This is a genomic window from Pseudomonas sp. SDT291_1_S447 (assembly GCF_054070155.1).
On record NZ_JBSVXS010000027.1, the window covers coordinates 46,682 to 62,693 of the forward strand.

18 protein-coding genes and 1 tRNA gene are annotated in these 16,012 nt (G+C 56.9%); 13 read left to right on the plus strand and 6 right to left on the minus strand.

Features of this window, described 5'->3' with window-relative positions:
- Positions 1–37: 37 nt before the first annotated feature.
- Entirely contained in the window at positions 38–487 is a 450-nt protein-coding gene (locus ACW9IR_RS12010; protein WP_110720658.1) for a carboxypeptidase regulatory-like domain-containing protein, read from the minus strand.
- Positions 488–745: 258 nt separating this feature from the next.
- Between ACW9IR_RS12010 and ACW9IR_RS12015 the strand changes: the two genes are divergently transcribed.
- The 4 genes from ACW9IR_RS12015 to ACW9IR_RS12030 all read left to right on the plus strand — a co-directional run bounded on the left by ACW9IR_RS12015 (position 746) and on the right by ACW9IR_RS12030 (position 3,749).
- Positions 746–1,804, plus strand: a complete 1,059-nt coding sequence (locus ACW9IR_RS12015; protein WP_457463343.1) for a PDDEXK nuclease domain-containing protein — start codon at positions 746–748, stop codon at positions 1,802–1,804.
- 69 nt (positions 1,805–1,873) lie between these two features.
- Positions 1,874–2,848 carry an alpha/beta hydrolase family protein gene (locus ACW9IR_RS12020; RefSeq protein WP_457463345.1) on the plus strand — a complete coding sequence of 325 codons (975 nt, stop codon included), beginning with the start codon at positions 1,874–1,876 and terminating at the stop codon, positions 2,846–2,848.
- A gap of 28 nt (positions 2,849–2,876) precedes the next feature.
- A complete protein-coding gene (locus ACW9IR_RS12025) occupies positions 2,877–3,290 on the plus strand; it encodes a hypothetical protein (protein WP_008080543.1) in 414 nt (137 codons plus the stop codon).
- Between the two features lie 6 nt (positions 3,291–3,296).
- Positions 3,297–3,749, plus strand: a complete 453-nt coding sequence (locus tag ACW9IR_RS12030) for a hypothetical protein (protein ID WP_457463347.1) — start codon at positions 3,297–3,299, stop codon at positions 3,747–3,749.
- Between the two features lie 70 nt (positions 3,750–3,819).
- Here the strand turns inward: ACW9IR_RS12030 and gabP are convergent, their stop codons facing one another.
- The gene (gene gabP, locus ACW9IR_RS12035; protein ID WP_007909168.1) at positions 3,820–5,211 is read right to left on the minus strand and encodes a GABA permease; all 1,392 of its coding nucleotides are present in this window, start codon (positions 5,209–5,211) and stop codon (positions 3,820–3,822) included.
- Between the two features lie 554 nt (positions 5,212–5,765).
- Between gabP and ACW9IR_RS12040 the strand changes: the two genes are divergently transcribed.
- The 8 genes from ACW9IR_RS12040 to ACW9IR_RS12075 all read left to right on the plus strand — a co-directional run bounded on the left by ACW9IR_RS12040 (position 5,766) and on the right by ACW9IR_RS12075 (position 11,925).
- Positions 5,766–6,539 (plus strand): ABC transporter ATP-binding protein, encoded by a 774-nt coding sequence (locus ACW9IR_RS12040; RefSeq protein WP_007909167.1) that lies wholly within the window; start codon positions 5,766–5,768, stop codon positions 6,537–6,539.
- A 13-nt stretch (positions 6,540–6,552) separates the two neighbouring features.
- Positions 6,553–7,302 carry an ABC transporter substrate-binding protein gene (locus ACW9IR_RS12045; RefSeq protein WP_007909166.1) on the plus strand — a complete coding sequence of 250 codons (750 nt, stop codon included), beginning with the start codon at positions 6,553–6,555 and terminating at the stop codon, positions 7,300–7,302.
- Positions 7,303–7,380: 78 nt separating this feature from the next.
- Positions 7,381–8,073, plus strand: a complete 693-nt coding sequence (locus ACW9IR_RS12050) for an ABC transporter permease (RefSeq protein ID WP_007909165.1) — start codon at positions 7,381–7,383, stop codon at positions 8,071–8,073.
- Complete coding sequence (locus ACW9IR_RS12055; protein ID WP_007909164.1) at positions 8,073–8,762, plus strand: ABC transporter permease; 690 nt, start codon at positions 8,073–8,075, stop codon at positions 8,760–8,762. Before ACW9IR_RS12050 ends, ACW9IR_RS12055 begins: the two co-directional genes overlap by 1 nt.
- Complete coding sequence (locus tag ACW9IR_RS12060; protein WP_457463351.1) at positions 8,743–9,978, plus strand: methyltransferase; 1,236 nt, start codon at positions 8,743–8,745, stop codon at positions 9,976–9,978. The genes ACW9IR_RS12055 and ACW9IR_RS12060 overlap by 20 nt, the downstream gene beginning before the upstream one ends.
- A 429-nt stretch (positions 9,979–10,407) precedes the next feature.
- Positions 10,408–10,483: transfer RNA gene (locus ACW9IR_RS12065), tRNA-Thr, on the plus strand.
- Positions 10,484–10,568: 85 nt separating this feature from the next.
- Positions 10,569–11,114, plus strand: a complete 546-nt coding sequence (locus ACW9IR_RS12070) for a hypothetical protein (protein WP_457463353.1) — start codon at positions 10,569–10,571, stop codon at positions 11,112–11,114.
- Between the two features lie 439 nt (positions 11,115–11,553).
- Positions 11,554–11,925 carry a hypothetical protein gene (locus ACW9IR_RS12075; protein WP_457463355.1) on the plus strand — a complete coding sequence of 124 codons (372 nt, stop codon included), beginning with the start codon at positions 11,554–11,556 and terminating at the stop codon, positions 11,923–11,925.
- A gap of 113 nt (positions 11,926–12,038) precedes the next feature.
- Here the strand turns inward: ACW9IR_RS12075 and ACW9IR_RS12080 are convergent, their stop codons facing one another.
- Positions 12,039–12,338 (minus strand): hypothetical protein, encoded by a 300-nt coding sequence (locus ACW9IR_RS12080; protein WP_457463357.1) that lies wholly within the window; start codon positions 12,336–12,338, stop codon positions 12,039–12,041.
- A gap of 382 nt (positions 12,339–12,720) precedes the next feature.
- Here ACW9IR_RS12080 and ACW9IR_RS12085 point away from each other — a divergent pair, with 382 nt between their 5' ends.
- Positions 12,721–13,017, plus strand: a complete 297-nt coding sequence (locus ACW9IR_RS12085) for a hypothetical protein (protein WP_457463359.1) — start codon at positions 12,721–12,723, stop codon at positions 13,015–13,017.
- A 226-nt stretch (positions 13,018–13,243) separates the two neighbouring features.
- Here ACW9IR_RS12085 and ACW9IR_RS12090 read toward each other — a convergent pair whose 3' ends face one another.
- The 3 genes from ACW9IR_RS12090 to ACW9IR_RS12100 form a co-directional block, all read right to left on the minus strand.
- Entirely contained in the window at positions 13,244–13,630 is a 387-nt protein-coding gene (locus ACW9IR_RS12090; protein ID WP_457463361.1) for a type II toxin-antitoxin system PemK/MazF family toxin, read from the minus strand.
- Between the two features lie 939 nt (positions 13,631–14,569).
- Positions 14,570–15,547, minus strand: coding sequence for a hypothetical protein (locus tag ACW9IR_RS12095; RefSeq protein WP_457463363.1), 978 nt, complete (start codon positions 15,545–15,547; stop codon positions 14,570–14,572).
- A partial coding sequence (locus ACW9IR_RS12100; protein WP_457463365.1) for a hypothetical protein occupies positions 15,520–16,012 on the minus strand: 493 nt, incomplete at its 5' end. The genes ACW9IR_RS12095 and ACW9IR_RS12100, both read right to left, overlap by 28 nt.

The window sequence follows — 16,012 nt, forward strand, 5'->3', positions numbered from 1 at the left end:
GATTGTACCGGCGCCTCAACCTGACAAACACCCATCGCTATCCAGCATCATTCCAGTGGAACACCAGATTGCGCGCAGTGCCGCTGCCAACATCTGTGACATCGTGCCGTGTTTCGCCGTTACGAGTGGCCACCACCTTGTACTTGCCGGGCGGCAATTTCACGTACAGCAGCGGCCCCGTCTGGCTGAGGGTCAGTACGGTTTGCCCCGGCGACTGTTCAATCGTCACATCGACATCTGCGGTGTACTCATCCTGCGGCCCCACTGCGAACGTCATGTGCAAGTTGTAACCGGTGGTTTGTTGAATGGCCTTCGCCTCATCCTCACCGACCCCTCCGGCCAAATAGCTGACGCCGTTCTGTTGTTGCTGCTGAACTTGCACCCCGGCACTGTCGATGGGCTCAAGACTGGCTGCCTGCAACATCACCGGAAACAGCAATGCAGCAACTGCGGCGATGGGCAGCATGAATGAAAGAACGCGTTTCATGATCACGACTCCCGGGTTCTTGCAGAACCCAACCGTTACTCCTTTTAGATTTTGCGTATCGGGGCGGGTTTAGATTGTTTGGAACTTGGCGCGTGTATGAAATGGACTACAGACCATGACTCTCTGGCGCATCTTTCAGCGGCAACGTCCTGCAACATCAATCCCTTCTTCCGTCCCATTTAACCGGCTCGCCCGACATCCCCACGCGGCGACTCTTGGCATGCTTTGACGCCTGTATCCAACGATGTGGAAGAGCCGATGAGCCCGCTAAAACCTGCTGACACGCAAGACCCGAAAATCGATTCGTTGCTGGGGGAGCTGGGCGAACTGATTCGCCAGGCACGGCAAAAAGTGCTGCGTGCGGTGGACACGATTCAAGTGCAAACCTGCTGGCAGATCGGCAGGCATATTGTCGAGTTTGAACAGCAAGGTGCCCAGCGTGCGGGCTATGGCAAACAGTTGCTAGCGCTGCTGGCAAAGGATCTGACAGAGAAGTTCGGGAAGGGTTTTGACGCTTCCAACCTGCGTTATATGCGCCTCTTTTATCAGGCGTTTCCAATTCGTGACGCACTGCGTCACGAATTGAGCTGGACCCACTATCGTCGGCTTCTGGGCGTGACCAATGAAAAAGCACGCCATTGGTACATGAACGAATGCGCCAACCTGAACTGGTCAAGCCGCGCCCTCGACCGCCAGATCCTCACGCTCTACTACGAGCGGCTTCTCATGAGTCGCGACAAAGCCGATGTGATCGAAGAAGCCACCACCAACATCGAAGCAATGAAATGCAATCCGCGTGAATTCATTCGCGACCCCGTCATGCTCGAATTTCTCGGTCTGCCCTCGGCAGGCAAGGTCAGGGAAAGCGGTCTCGAACAAGCTCTGATCGACCATCTGCAGGGCTTTCTGCTAGAGCTGGGCAAAGGCTTTTCCTTTGTCGCCCGCCAACAACGCATCAGTACCGACGGCGTCGATCTGTACATCGATCTGGTGTTCTACAACTACCTGCTCAAATGCTTTGTGATCATTGATCTCAAACGCGGCAAGCTCAGCGCCCGCGATGTCGGGCAGATGGACATGTATGTGCGCATGTACGACGAGCTCATGCGCAGCGAGGGCGACAAGCCGACTGTGGGCATCATTCTGTCTGCCGAAAGCAACGACTCGGTGGCGCGCTACTCAATGCTCAAGGGCAATGAGCAACTGTTTGCCAGCAGTTACAAGACGATCCTGCCGAGTGAAGACGAGTTACGCGCAGAACTCAATCGCGAACAGGCCTTGATCGAAGAGCGCAGGCTCACTCAATCCACCGAGTAAAACTTGCGGATTGTTGCCGGGCCGCCCTGAGACTATCGTTGTCAGCCTACTCTTCAAGAGTCGAGCGTCATGAGCTGTCAGGACACGCCCGCAAGGCAAGACATGCAGTCAGGGTCGCCAACCTTGACTGCCGAGCAAGGTGAGCCTTTCAAAGAAGCTGCCGCCGACGGCTTTGCACTTGGCGGTTTCATCTGGCGTCATTCCCTGCCCGATAGCCAGCGCCCAGTGGTCATCATCAACGCCGCCACTTCGGTGCGCTGTCGCCACTACTCGCGCTTCGCGGCTTACCTGTTCGCAAACGGCTTCGACGTGATGACCTACGACTACCGCGGCATCGGCGAATCGCGCTCCGTGTCGATCAAAGGTTTGAATGCTTCGTGGACAGATTGGGGCGCACTGGATTTCGAAGCGATGCTCAAACGCGCGCAACGGGAGTTTCCCGGTCAGCCGATCGACGTAGTCGGCCACAGTTTTGGCGGTTGCGCAGCGGGCCTGGGCGAGTCCGGGCAGGTTATCCGACGGCTGGTCACCGTCGGCGCGCAGTTCGCCTACTGGCGCGACTACGCGCCGGAACAGCGCTGGCGCATGTTCGGCAAATGGCACGTCGTGATGCCGTTGCTGACGCTGTTCTGCGGCTTTTTCCCCGGCAAGCGACTCGGCTGGCTGGAAGATACGCCGAAAGGCGTTGTGCGCGACTGGAGCACCCCTGCCGCGCGTTACGAACGGCGCCCCAGTGGTCGCGCGCTGATGAAAAAGACCGGCGCCCTGCCCTTCGCCAATGTCCGCGCACAGACTCTGGCGATCAGTATCAGCGACGATCCCTACGGCACAATTGCGGCGATCGAACGCCTGCTCGGCTACTTCAGCAACGCGGAAAAAACCCACCTGCGCATCGAGCCGCAGGACATAGACGAACAACAAGTCGGACATTTCGCCTTTTTTCGCAGCGCATACCAAGCCACACTATGGCCCATCGCTCTGACCTGGCTGCAAACCGGCGCACTGGCCCCCGACACACCCGGGCGGCAAGTCCCGCGCAGCTGAGCCCTCTCAACGCACGACGGAACACATCATGGCCTCCGCCAACAAGCAGCAAAAACGCGCCACCCGGGCCAAAGCCAAGGCCAAGCAGAACCGCACCAAACGCGCCGAAGCGCCGGTAGAGCTGGACCCGAACGATGACCGCATCGACTTCGAATCGGTGGACCTGACCGAGCTGTTCAAGAAAATGATCGACGCCGAGAAGATCAGCCAGCAAGCCCTGTGCACCGCGTTCCTAGAAGATCCGCTGCTGGAGTTGGTCTACGAACAGGAAGGCGAAGAAGGCGCGATGGACTTTATCCTCGCCGCGCTGATCGAGTATCGCCAGTGGTCGCAGGAAACCGACGAGGCCGGCGCGCTGGCGTGGATCGAATCCCCGGCCTTCCAGGCCGACTATGTGGCGGCGTCCGACGCGATCGCCGCGCAAACCCAACAGAAGAACTGAGTTCCCATGGCATCCCTGAACAAGCAACAGAAACGCGCCAAACGCGCCAAGGCCAAAGCCAAGCAAATCCGTATGGTCGGCCGCAAGCCACTGGAACAGGACGAAGACCTCGACCACCTCGCTGAGCCGATCCCGGAATACACCCTGGCGATGTTCAGCAAAATGCGCGACGCCGAAGCGATCAGTCGCAACGAGATGCTGCTGACACTGCTGCGCGAACTGGCATTCATCATCGTTGATCATCCAGAACTGCTCGACATGGAAAACGCCGACAACGAAGGCATGGCCGCCACCCACTTGGCCGCCGACATGCTGATCGACTATCGCATGTGGGCCGAAGGCGTAACGATCGAAGAGGCCCAGGCCTGGCTGAGCGAGCCACAGTTCATCACCGATTTCGGGGTTGCGCTGGATGCTTATGGCAAGTCGGTGGAAGCACAGGAAGACAAGAGCGAATAAACATCGCTAACAAACAAAAACGGCCGCTCGTCATCACTGACAGCGGCCGTTTTGCATTACGTATTACGGATCAGTTCAACACCACCGCACCACGTTTTTCCAGCTTGCGACGGCGTGCCACCAGAAGACCGGCAGCCACTACCATCAAGCTCAACAGGCCAGTCGCGAGGATCTCCACGCGATGCGCTTCCTGGAACAACATGATGGTCAGGGCCGCGACGATGAAGATGATCACCGCGTAGGTCAGGCCCGGGAACAGCCACATGCTGAAGACGATTTTCTCGCCGCGTGCCATGCGTTGTTTACGCATGCGCAGTTGCGAGAACGCGATCACCAGGTACACCAACAGTGCGATCGCACCGGAGCTGGCCAACAGGAATTCGAACACTGCGGCCGGGGCCACGTAGTTGGCGAAAGTGCAGAGGAATGCCGCGCCTGTGGACAGCATCACCGCCCAGTAAGGCGTGCCGCTTTTGTTCACCCGTGTCGCCATGGCCGGTGCATCGCCACGCTTGCCGAGCGAGAAGAGCATGCGCGACGAGGTGTATAGCGCCGAGTTCAGGCAACTGGTCACCGCGACCAGAACCACGATGTCGACGATCATCTTGGCGTTCGGGATGCCCATGCGTTCAAGTACGGTCTGGTAGGAACCGAGGTTGGCCAGCGTAGGATCGTTCCATGGCACCAAGGCCACAACGATGAAGATCGACACGAGGTAGAACAAGCCGATCCGCCAGATCACCGAGTTGGTGGCCTTGGAGATCTGCTTGCCCGGGTTCTTCGATTCCGCGGCCGCGATGGTCACGATCTCGGTCCCCATGAAGGAGAACATGGTGGTCAGGATCGCGCCCAACACGGCACCCATGCCGTTGGGCAGGAAGCCGCCGCTGTCGAACAGGTGCGAAACGCCGCTGACCTGGCTGTTTGGCAGAAAGCCGAAGATCGCCGCCAGACCGAGGATGATGAAGCCGATGATCGCCAGCACTTTGATCAGCGCGAACCAGAATTCGAACTCGCCGTAATTCTTTACGCTGAACAGGTTGGTGACGGTCAACAACAGGGTGATGACCAGTGCGAACGCCCAGATGCCGACGTCAGGGAACCATGCATGGAGAATGGTTGCGGCGGCGTTGGCTTCCAGCGGAATCACCAGGACCCAGAACCACCAGTACAGCCAGCCGATGGTGAAACCGGCCCAGTGCCCGATGGCACGGTCGGCGTACGTCGAGAACGAACCGGTGTCCGGCGAGGCAACAGCCATTTCGCCGAGCATGCGCATCACCAACACCACCAGGGTACCAGCGGCAGCGTAGGCCAGCAGCACGGCAGGGCCGGCGGCAGCGATGGCGTGGCCGGAGCCAACGAACAGACCGGCGCCGATTACACCGGCGATCGACAACATGGTCACATGACGCGGTTTGAGCCCCTGTTCGAGGCCATTGGAGCTTGGGGTACTGCTCATCGAAACTACCTTTGCGAGGAAAGCGATTGCGTCCGGCCCGTCTGGCATTTTCTTTCTCGTAAAAAGAAACCAACGGGGCGTTCCTTATTCTGCACGCAAGTTTTGCGCCAAAATGTTTCAAACTCTTCTGTGCCGCGGCTTTGCGCGCGACCGGACAGTCATCGCAAGTCCTTGGATTTAATGGCAATCCGCCAGAGCGTTACCCTGCGACTCACTTTTCAAACGAAACAGCGCACCAGAAACACACTGAAAAAGTGTGGGATGCACAATAAAAGGGCGAATCAGGAACGATCGGCCGGATAGCGCTTCCAACACCCCGCCAAAGCTGGCAACATCGCGCCTTTTTTTACGCGACACCCACGGGTTTGCACGATCAAACACCCGTTCGGTTGTTGATGGGGCGACAGTCTGCTGTGCCGATGCGACAACCTGCCACATGCCACCCGTTAACCGCTCGTAGCGCTGTTGGCTGCCATTGAAACGCTATGCTAGCTTGGCCGCCTCGCCAGGAAGGCCATCCAACAGCAGGAGCGCAACATATATGAGGAACGCACATGGCTGAGGCCACGCCCGCGCTTGAAATCCGCAACTTGCACAAACGCTACGGACAGCTGGAGGTGCTCAAAGGCATCTCGCTGACCGCCCGCGACGGCGATGTGATCTCGATCCTCGGTTCCTCCGGTTCCGGCAAGTCCACGTTCCTGCGTTGCATCAACCTGTTGGAGAACCCGCACCAGGGCCAGATTCTGGTGGCCGGCGAAGAACTCAAGCTCAAGGCCGCCAAAAATGGCGAACTGGTTGCTGCCGACGGCAAACAGATCAACCGCCTGCGCTCCGAGATTGGTTTTGTGTTTCAAAACTTTAATCTATGGCCGCACATGAGCATCCTCGACAACATCATCGAGGCACCGCGTCGCGTGCTCGGCCAGAGCAAAGCCGAGGCGATCGAAGTCGCCGAAGCGCTGCTGGCCAAGGTCGGCATCGCCGACAAGCGCCACGCGTACCCGGCGCAATTGTCCGGTGGCCAGCAACAACGCGCGGCGATTGCCCGCACGCTGGCGATGCAGCCGAAGGTGATCCTGTTCGACGAACCCACCTCGGCGCTTGACCCGGAAATGGTTCAGGAAGTACTTAGTGTCATCCGCGCATTGGCCGAAGAAGGCCGCACCATGCTGCTTGTGACCCACGAAATGGGTTTCGCCCGTCAGGTCTCCAGCGAAGTGGTGTTCCTTCATCAAGGCCTTATAGAAGAGCAAGGATCGCCACAGCAGGTGTTCGAAAACCCGCTTTCGGCGCGCTGCAAACAATTCATGTCCAGCAACCGCTAACGGAGCAACATGCATGCAGAATTTCAAGAAGGTCTTCCTGGCCGCCGCCGTCACCCTCGCGTTCAGCGCCGGTGCCATGGCTGAAACCCTGAAGATGGGCATCGAAGCGGCCTACCCGCCGTTCAACAACAAAGACGCCAGCGGCAACGTGGTCGGCTTCGACAAAGACATCGGCGACGCCCTCTGCGCGAAGATGAAAGTCGAGTGCACCGTGGTCACTTCCGACTGGGACGGCATCATCCCGGCCCTGAACGCGAAGAAGTTCGACTTCCTGATCTCCTCGCTGTCGATTACCGAAGAGCGCAAAGGCGCGGTGGACTTCACCAACCCGTACTACTCGAACAAGCTGCAGTTCATCGCCCCGAAAAACGTCGACTTCAAAACCGACAAAGACTCGCTGAAAGGCAAGACCATCGGTACCCAGCGTGCGACCCTGGCCGGTACCTGGCTGGAAGACACCTACGCGGATGACATCAAGGTCAGCCTCTACGACACCCAGGAAAACGCCTACCTCGACCTGACATCAGGTCGTGTCGACGCGATCCTCGCTGACAAGTACGCCAACTATGACTGGCTGAAAAGCGACGCTGGCAAGAACTACGAGTTCAAAGGTGACCCGGTCGTAGAAAGCGACAAGATCGGCATCGCTGTGCGTAAAGGCGACCCTCTGCGTGAGAAGTTGAACGCCGCTCTGAAGGAAATCGTCGCCGACGGTACCTACAAGAAGATCAACGACAAGTACTTCCCGTTCAGCATCTACTGATCCTGACCTGTGGGACTGGCGCCGTGATTGAACGGCGCCGGCTCCCGACTTTGCCTGCCGCAATTTGAACAGAAACCCATGATTATCGACCTCTACGGATTCGGCCCGGCCCTCGCTGCCGGCGCGCTGATGACCGTCCAACTGGCTCTCACCGCCCTGTGCCTGGGACTGGTGCTCGGTCTGCTCGGCGCCTTGGCCAAGACTTCCCCGTACAAGCCGCTGCAATGGCTTGGCGGCACTTATTCCACGTTGGTGCGTGGCGTCCCGGAATTGCTCTGGGTGCTGTTGATCTACTTCGGTACGGTCAACCTGATGCGCGCCCTCGGTGAGTTCTTCGGCAACCCCGACCTGCAACTCAACGCCTTCGCCGCCGGCGTAATCGCACTGGGCCTGTGCTTCGGCGCCTATGCCACCGAAGTGTTTCGTGGTGCGATTCTCGCCATTCCCAAAGGCCACCGTGAGGCCGGCCAGGCCCTGGGCCTGTCGAAATGGCGGATCTTCACCCGGCTGATCATGCCGCAGATGTGGCGTATCGCCCTGCCCGGCCTGGGCAATCTGTTCATGATCCTGATGAAAGACACCGCGCTGGTCTCGGTCATCGGCCTGGAAGAAATCATGCGTCACGCGCAAATTGGCGTGACCGTGTCGAAACAACCGTTCACCTTTTATATGGTCGCCGCGATCATGTACCTGGGCCTGACCGTGCTGGCGATGACCGGCATGCACTTCCTGGAAAAACGCGCCGCTCGCGGCTTTGCGAGGAGCGCTTAATGAACTGGGAAGTCATCATCAAGTGGCTGCCGAAACTGGCGCAAGGTGCGACCCTGACCCTGGAACTGGTCGCCATCGCCGTGATTGCCGGTCTGCTGCTGGCGATTCCGCTGGGCATCGCCCGCTCTTCGAAGCTGTGGTACGTGCGCTCGCTGCCCTACGCTTACATCTTCTTTTTCCGTGGCACGCCGTTGCTGGTTCAGCTGTTCCTGGTCTACTACGGCCTGGCGCAGTTCGATGCGGTGCGTGAAAGCGCGTTGTGGCCGTACCTGCGCGATCCGTTCTGGTGTGCGACCGTGACCATGACCCTGCACACGGCGGCGTACATCGCCGAGATCCTGCGCGGGGCGATTCAGGCGATTCCGCCGGGTGAGATCGAAGCGGCGCGGGCCTTGGGCATGTCCAAGCCGAAAGCGATGTTCTACATCATCCTCCCGCGTGCCGCGCGCATCGGCCTGCCGGCGTACAGCAACGAAGTGATCCTGATGCTCAAGGCCAGTGCGCTGGCCAGCACCGTGACTCTGCTGGAACTGACCGGCATGGCGCGCACGATCATTGCCCGCACCTACTTGCCGGTGGAGATCTTCTTCGCTGCTGGCGTGTTCTATCTGCTGATGGCTTACGTGCTGGTACGCGGCTTCAAGCTGCTGGAGCGCTGGCTGCGCGTCGATGCCTGCCAAGGGCGTTGATTCTTCCTACGTGCTGACGGGCGAGGACTTACTCGCCCGCTTCACAGCGCTGGATGCTTTTTTGATTGAGCATCAGGCGCTGTGGAAACCTCGACCATTCACTCACCTACATCTTCCTTGGGAAGAATCCTACCCGGAGCTGGCCTCCTGGCTGCGTGGGCGCTCACTGGAAGACGCGGAAAGCGCTCACAACCAACCTGCTGATCTTGCCGTTGCGCCGGAGCCATTTGCTTCATTGGCAGCGTTGTCGGCTGAACTGAGTTCTGTTGGCGAGTTGCCGGGACATGCGCTGGAAGCTGCGGGGCATCGATTGAATGTCGATGTGCCGGGGCGCAAGTGGCAGCAGATCGAGGCGTTTGCCAGTCGCTTGTCTTTTGCCTCGCAGCCGACGCATTGGCTGGACTGGTGCTCGGGCAAAGGACACTTGGGGCGGCGCTTGCTGGGCGCGGGGCACCAACTGACTTGCGTTGAATATGATCCTCAATTGGTCGCCAGCGGTCAGGCGTTGAGTCAGCGTCACCACCTGCACGCTTTGCATGTGGAACAGGACGTGCTGGCAGCGGACGCCGCTGCTGTGTTGAGCGCGACTCACACGCCCGTCGCTCTCCATGCTTGCGGCGATCTGAATGTGCGCCTGATGCAACTGGCCAGTGCCGCAGGTTGCAAGCAAATGGCGATCGCGCCCTGCTGCTACAACCGCATCAGTCGCAGCGATTATCAGCCGTTGTCCCACGACGGACTGGCATCGCTCCTACAGCTCTCGCTGGAAGATCTGGCGCTGCCAATGAGTGAAACCGTCACCGCCGGTGCTCGCGTCCGACGTCAGCGTGACACCTCAATGGCCCGTCGCCTGGCCTTTGACCTGCTGCAACGGCAAGTGCGCGGCGTCGACGAATACCTGCCAACGCCCTCCCTGCCCAGCGCTTGGCTGGAAAAACCGTTCGCCGATTACTGTCGCGATCTGGCTGCGCTCAAAGAGTTATCCACAATCGGCTCGCCAGATTGGCCCGCACTCGAAGCTGCCGGTTGGCAGCGGTTGGCCGAAGTTCGCAATCTGGAATTGCTTCGCGGATTGTTCCGACGGCCGCTGGAGCTTTGGCTGAATCTGGATCGAGCGCTTTTCCTTGAAGAACAGGGCTACGCCGTCCGACTCGGCACCTTCTGCGACACCCCGCTGACTCCGCGTAATTTGCTGCTACTGGCCGAACGCGTTTAAAACATCCAGCCTGTGGATAACTCTGTTGATGGTTTTCCCATGGATCCAATATCTGCGCCTGTTTCGCTGCGTTAACAGCACTGGTCATTTTTTGTTCACATGAATAAAAAACCTGTAAAACAGGGATTTGCGAACAAAATGAGAATGGGTTCACAAAACCCCGCCTGAGTCGGATTTCGTGGCTGTCAGTTGTGCATAAGCTGCCAATCAAAACGACATAACCGCCGAATAATGGGCTTACCGAGCGAATAATTGCGGCGCTCGAGAAAGCCGAAATTCAACTGCCTGTCCTACAAAACAGCCCTATCGTGCGTAAGGTACAAATGCTGCGTTACGCATCGCGCAGCGCTTAATTTACTGCGGTGCAAAAATAGTCTGAATTCAGGGGTTTACAGGATCTTCCCAATCGCTATAATCGTCGCCCACAACGCCGGTATAGCTCAGTTGGTAGAGCAACTGACTTGTAATCAGTAGGTCCCGGGTTCGACTCCTGGTGCCGGCACCATATAAATCAAAGGCTTGCAGCGATGCAGGCCTTTGTTTTTTGTCCCGCACGTAACAACGCACGTAACAAGCTCCCGAGGTGCTCCATGGATTGGTTGCAGTTCTTCGCATCAGTTACAGGTTCGCTGGCTTGGCCATTAGCTGTAATTGGCTTGGGCTACCTCCTTCGTGATCCTCTGTCAAAGCTAATCCCATTGATCCGCACCCTTAAGTATAAGGAATGGCAAATCGATGTCGGCCAAGAACTAGAGTCAGCGAGGGAAAAGGTCGCGGAATCCGGCGACGCAGCTTCGGATGTTACGGAAGAACCAACCCCTGCTGTCGTGCAATTGGCGCAAATCGATCCTCGCGCTGCCGCCTTGAGCGCTTGGGCGTATGTAGAGCTGGGATTGAAGGATTTGGGTTTGAAGCATGGCGCATACGAAGTTGGCGTTCCGCTTGGCATCTTGATCAGACGGCTGCACAGCGTAGGCGCGATCGACAATAAGACCCTTGATGTTTTGCAGAACTTAAGCCGCATTCGTAGCGAAGCCGTTCATCTCGGCGAGATCACTTACGACGAAGCCATATCGATGAGCGAAATGTGCGAATGGACCGTGCAACGGTTGAAAGCAGCAGGCGCTCAAGTTTAGATCGATGGGACGCTCTGACGCCGCCAACTCTAAAATCTGCTCCCCCCCAAAAACAGAGTAATAAAAGTGATATGACTGTCGAAAATCCGCTGCAAGCCACGGTTTGTAAGGCTTTGAGCATTTTTCGAAAAAGGTGATATTTGAGTGATATAGAAGTAAGCGTATTACTCTTTTATAAGGTGATATTTCAAAATCACGAAACCCAATAAAATCGGGGGTTTGGCGGAAATATCACTTTTCTTATCACTTCATATTACTTTTCCATGTGATATCGAAACCCCAATAAAACCGGGGCTTCCAGAGCATTTTCCCCGCCGTATCACCTCTATCACTCTTTTTAAAAAGCCTACCCTGCACCTGAGATCTAATCTCATCTATATGACGTACTCCTCCGCCCGGTTTAGACTGGCTGCAGTTCCACAAACTGCAAGGAGTACCTATGCGCCAACTGACCAAGCACCCAGCACTCCCGATCATCGAAGTATCTAAGGAAGGTCCATATTGGCGAGTGGATTGGGACTACCAGGAAGCGCCCGAAAGCAAAGTCCTGACCGACAGAAAAGAGTTTTTGAACGGGTATATAAGCGGTCTCCTTGACTCATTCGGAGCCTCCGCAGGCGAAGTCGCTCTACCCTCTGCCCGTACCGGCACAGTCAAAAAGCTGAGTGAGGAAACAGCTCAAAAGCTGGCGAAGCTGCTTACCGACCTTCTTCACTCGCACGTCAAAGCAGAACATCGTCGGCTATTAAATGCCGCCGAAGTCAGTGAATTGATTGCTGGAGCGAGAGTGAAAGACCCTGCAGTTGGTTGATTCTGGCCCAACCCAAGCACGACCGGGCTTGTAGCGCTTCCATTGCGATACAGCGCAGATTGCACGGCTTGCCTTTCGCCGATCTGCGCTGAAAACGAAAACTCGCATTCTCTTCATTTTTTCGATGCGCCGCCCTTATCAGCCGGGCCTTTGAGAATCACCACCCTCTCCTGCCAGCCACCGCACGTTGTGCAAGCTCGTAGCAATTCTTTGCAATTCCTTTCAAACAGTGAAACCGCCAAACGTCCCACAGACCCCGCCGTTGCCATCGGCGGGCTAGGGTTTGCACCGCCACACCGTTTTGCAAAAAAAAGGGACGCAAAGCCCGCCGGCGGGAGGGGGATAAGTGCTTTTTCATCGAATTTTTTCTTGGCTGCAGGATTTTCCGAAAGACGATCAGTTGCGGCCAGCAAAACGGACGCCCGCGCCTTTCAACGCTCACCAACTGCCGTCAGTCGCGCTGTTGATGTTGAGGGTTACTCCTACCGATATACTGTTTGCATATACAGTGCCCTTATCGAGATAGGCATGGCCAATGAATACTGAATCTGCGAGAACTTTATCTACGGAAGCCCACGCGATAGCGCAGTGGCGATTCATGCTGCGAGATGAGGTGTCTTTGCTCGCAATGCCTGGTGCCCACCACAAAGCATTGCTCAGACGAGCACATGCAATGCACCAAGGCCATGTGATCGACGCTGACGAACTCGAAGACATGCTGGAGTTAGCGGACGCGGCGCTGGCCTACGCAGTCGAATCGTTACTCGACCTCGACGCAGACGTTTAGGAGAAGCCATGCACGTACTGGTCACACCTATGCGCTTACGTGGCGTTGCGCTAAATCCGAAGGAGAGGCGCCGCTATAGGGCGATCCGGGGAAACGTCATGGTCAACTCTACTATGTGCCATGAGTTGGGCCGAGCTGCCAACGTTGCACGCGTTGAAGTGGGCATGCCGCTCGATCCCGATCCGCTGCCTCCTCTGCTTGACGCAACGCTGGCAGGAATGGCCGTAACAGGGTTTGTCTTAAGTGGAATTGAATACATCGAGGGGTGCGCATTTGCGCAGTCGTGGTGGTGCAGGATGGAATAACCGCAAAATCCCAAACCCTAGAAACGACAAAGGCGCCTTGCGGCGCCTCATTCACAAACAGGTCAGCTTGTCATCGCCATATACCTGTTTGGCTCTACGATTGCTGGTTTCCCAGGATCCTTAGAGTCTCACAAGCCCCTTACGGGAACGAGATAACTATATCACCTCGCTATAGACAAGCAACCGTTTGCTACTCATTTTTGGACGTGTGACACGTCACGAGCACCTAAATGCCGAGCGCTGACCTCACCCCTGCTTGAATTGCGGTGAAAATCTCAGGGGGTAAAGGAATCACCGTATAGCCTCGTTTTCCTGTGTTCCGATCCTTAACCTGAATCCTGTCCAACCGCGTGCAAGCGACTGTGTAGATCATGTCGCATTTGGCCCAGCATTGCTTCTGAGGCCCAGGCATTAAGGAAGTGAATTCAACGTGATGATTCTGAATGACCAGGGGTTTTGTTGTACTGAGAGGAACCACGATGACAAGCGCAGAATTCTGGGAGCTTCGACGCAAAACTACCACAGGCCGAGTCTTGACCATTTCCGGAGCTTCAAGCCCGCGAAAATCACACATGACGATCACGCCTTCCTTAGGCTGATACAGTAGGGGCATTTGCGCCTCTCAAAAATTCACCGGATAGAAGCGTAATACCTCAGTTCGTATGCCCATTGCTATAGCACCAACGCGTTTAATCAAAGCGTCTCAAAAACCGTTGCTCTGATTGCTTCAAAATTGGACGAAGGAGGCATTGGAGCGAAGCTACCAATTCGGATTCGCTGAAACAAAACAGGGACCGAAGTCCCTGCCAACGTAGCGATCACTCTATTTGCTGATAGATCCTGTACAAACGAATTGACCAATAAGCCGTTTGTAGCAAGCGGATTAACTCTTCTGGAACGAAGCGAGCGATTAGTCGAAGCATTTTAGAACTCCAAAGTTAGTTTCTGAGCCTCATCAAGAAAATGAAGCTTTAAGCTAAGCACTCAACGGAGCAGTTAACCTTCGCACTAAAGTTTAATTAATTTGCTTTACAGCGAAACTAATACAACATTTAACGCAACTTTTAACGGTGGAACGGTAACCGTATGGTTGACTGCTACATGGGTACGCCCTAACCTTTCGAGTTGCGAGTATCAAAAGATGTTGGGCGTCGAGTGCTGGGGATCAATCTATCACAGGATTGAGCCTTGGAAACCACCCGCCGCTATCGCAGAAAGGCCGGGCACACGCCCGGCCTTTCTGCATCCTGCGCCGGCGCCATGGCATTTTTTGGCCGGCCGCCTTAGCGCAAATTGACGAAACCTCGACAATTAGCGGGTTTTCCCCCGCCGGCGTAAATGCGGCGGTGGCCACCGCCTACTAAGTGAATATGTGAGTTGTATTACGCTAGAGACGTACAACGACCCGACGAACGGTAGTCCCCGGGGGAAGTATATTTCTCGGCCGGCCGAAAGTTGTACTCGGCCGGCCAAGGTTATCCACATTTTCATGCAATGAATTTCACCGAAATACGCTCTTGATAACGAGTAACGACAGCAACGGATGCTCTGTTTATAGAGTGATCGGAGACAGTTTTATATTTAACGCTACTGCTTTTTTGGCTATGGTTGTAAATCCCGAAGCGTCACTCGGACTCGGTGTTGGCCCTGGCAAATGGGTATGCGTTGCTAATTGGATGTTCATCTCCTGCAACAGCGTGAGGGTGTCACAAACGATCTTGAACAGATTCACGTCAGCAGACCCGATCCAGTTTTTCGGAGCCTGCATTCGCTGACTAACTTTCACCACGCTTTGGCGCAAACCTTCTATCCGCTCCTGCATATCGCCGCCCACCGTGGCGTTGTGCTTCTGCCCAACGACAAGGTTCAAGTCCCGGCCGGTAGCGTGGTGCAGATCGTCAACCGCCGCCAGGCTCGCGGATCCTCCCGACATCAGCTTGAGCGCGCCCAGCGCCTCGATCTTTTTCACACCACCCACCGTCTCAATCGAATGGTCGTCCACCGCGCGGGTGTGGCTTTGGAACTGCTCGCGGTTGTCCAGGGCTTCAACTTCACGTTCGATCGCCTGATCCCGAATCTTGCCATCGGTCTGGCGTAGCCAGTTGCCGTCGGCGTCGACGCGCTGCTGGGCGGCCTCGCTGTGCTGCCACACCTGATCCCCCTTCGGCACCTTGGGCATGCTCAACCCGTGCGGCAAGATCGATTGGATGTAGGGCTTGTTCGGTAGGCCGTAGGCGAAGCACACCACGACCCGCGTGCCCTCCTCCGGAAAGGCGTAAATGCCCATTTCCTCGCCACCGGTGGGCAGCGGCAGAGGGACGCCGGTGAGCGCCGGCATGGCTGGATCTGGTTCGTCATCCGGGCCGAGTACGACGATGTCCACGGCGTAGCGCGGGCGGAAGTCGTCGCACAGTCCGGCGTCCGCCGGCGCGTCGGCCACGGCGATCACCCGGGCAAAACGCGGCAGGTGGTAACCACCGGTGAGTTCGGGGAATTGGCGCTCTACAGCGCGGCGGATTGCGTCGTCCATCGGATGGCCATCTGGTCGTTGGCGAGTGCAACAGTGGTAATGCGCTCGCCGTTGTTGATCGTTGCACCTGGTCGCAACCCGGGAAGGGCCGCGACCATCGCGCTTTGGTTGCCCTGGTAGCCGTCGAACAGCTCCGTGGGAATTTGCAGCGGCGCACGTGCGCCGAAAAAACTGTCGGCCCAACTGCCGGCGAACACTTCACCGTTGCCTAACTGGTGCCAGGTGAAGTCGGGAATGCTGAACACTCGGGCCAAACTGTCCATAGCCTGGTAACCGGCGGCGAGGCTATAGAAATACGGCGCTTTCACGCTGGCATAAGGCCGATCAGGAACACGGAAGCGCAGCCCGGTCTGTTCGCTGACCTCGGCCAGCACGGCGCGCAGATCCACATGACGCAGGTTCAACGGCAACGGGTTGGCCAGCACGGCGGCCAGCTCACGGCAAAACAACACCTGTTCGACCGCG

What these genes read in the sequence shown, in the direction of transcription:
- ACW9IR_RS12010 (WP_110720658.1), bottom strand. Translation starts at nt 487, where the DNA reads ATGAAACGCGTTCTTTCATTCATGCTGCCCATCGCCGCAGTTGCTGCA.
- ACW9IR_RS12015 (WP_457463343.1), top strand. Translation starts at nt 746, where the DNA reads ATGAGCCCGCTAAAACCTGCTGACACGCAAGACCCGAAAATCGATTCG.
- ACW9IR_RS12020 (WP_457463345.1), top strand. Translation starts at nt 1,874, where the DNA reads ATGAGCTGTCAGGACACGCCCGCAAGGCAAGACATGCAGTCAGGGTCG.
- ACW9IR_RS12025 (WP_008080543.1), top strand. Translation starts at nt 2,877, where the DNA reads ATGGCCTCCGCCAACAAGCAGCAAAAACGCGCCACCCGGGCCAAAGCC.
- ACW9IR_RS12030 (WP_457463347.1), top strand. Translation starts at nt 3,297, where the DNA reads ATGGCATCCCTGAACAAGCAACAGAAACGCGCCAAACGCGCCAAGGCC.
- gabP (WP_007909168.1), bottom strand. Translation starts at nt 5,211, where the DNA reads ATGAGCAGTACCCCAAGCTCCAATGGCCTCGAACAGGGGCTCAAACCG.
- ACW9IR_RS12040 (WP_007909167.1), top strand. Translation starts at nt 5,766, where the DNA reads ATGGCTGAGGCCACGCCCGCGCTTGAAATCCGCAACTTGCACAAACGC.
- ACW9IR_RS12045 (WP_007909166.1), top strand. Translation starts at nt 6,553, where the DNA reads ATGCAGAATTTCAAGAAGGTCTTCCTGGCCGCCGCCGTCACCCTCGCG.
- ACW9IR_RS12050 (WP_007909165.1), top strand. Translation starts at nt 7,381, where the DNA reads ATGATTATCGACCTCTACGGATTCGGCCCGGCCCTCGCTGCCGGCGCG.
- ACW9IR_RS12055 (WP_007909164.1), top strand. Translation starts at nt 8,073, where the DNA reads ATGAACTGGGAAGTCATCATCAAGTGGCTGCCGAAACTGGCGCAAGGT.
- ACW9IR_RS12060 (WP_457463351.1), top strand. Translation starts at nt 8,743, where the DNA reads ATGCCTGCCAAGGGCGTTGATTCTTCCTACGTGCTGACGGGCGAGGAC.
- ACW9IR_RS12070 (WP_457463353.1), top strand. Translation starts at nt 10,569, where the DNA reads ATGGATTGGTTGCAGTTCTTCGCATCAGTTACAGGTTCGCTGGCTTGG.
- ACW9IR_RS12075 (WP_457463355.1), top strand. Translation starts at nt 11,554, where the DNA reads ATGCGCCAACTGACCAAGCACCCAGCACTCCCGATCATCGAAGTATCT.
- ACW9IR_RS12085 (WP_457463359.1), top strand. Translation starts at nt 12,721, where the DNA reads ATGCACGTACTGGTCACACCTATGCGCTTACGTGGCGTTGCGCTAAAT.
- ACW9IR_RS12090 (WP_457463361.1), bottom strand. Translation starts at nt 13,630, where the DNA reads ATGCCCCTACTGTATCAGCCTAAGGAAGGCGTGATCGTCATGTGTGAT.
- ACW9IR_RS12095 (WP_457463363.1), bottom strand. Translation starts at nt 15,547, where the DNA reads ATGGACGACGCAATCCGCCGCGCTGTAGAGCGCCAATTCCCCGAACTC.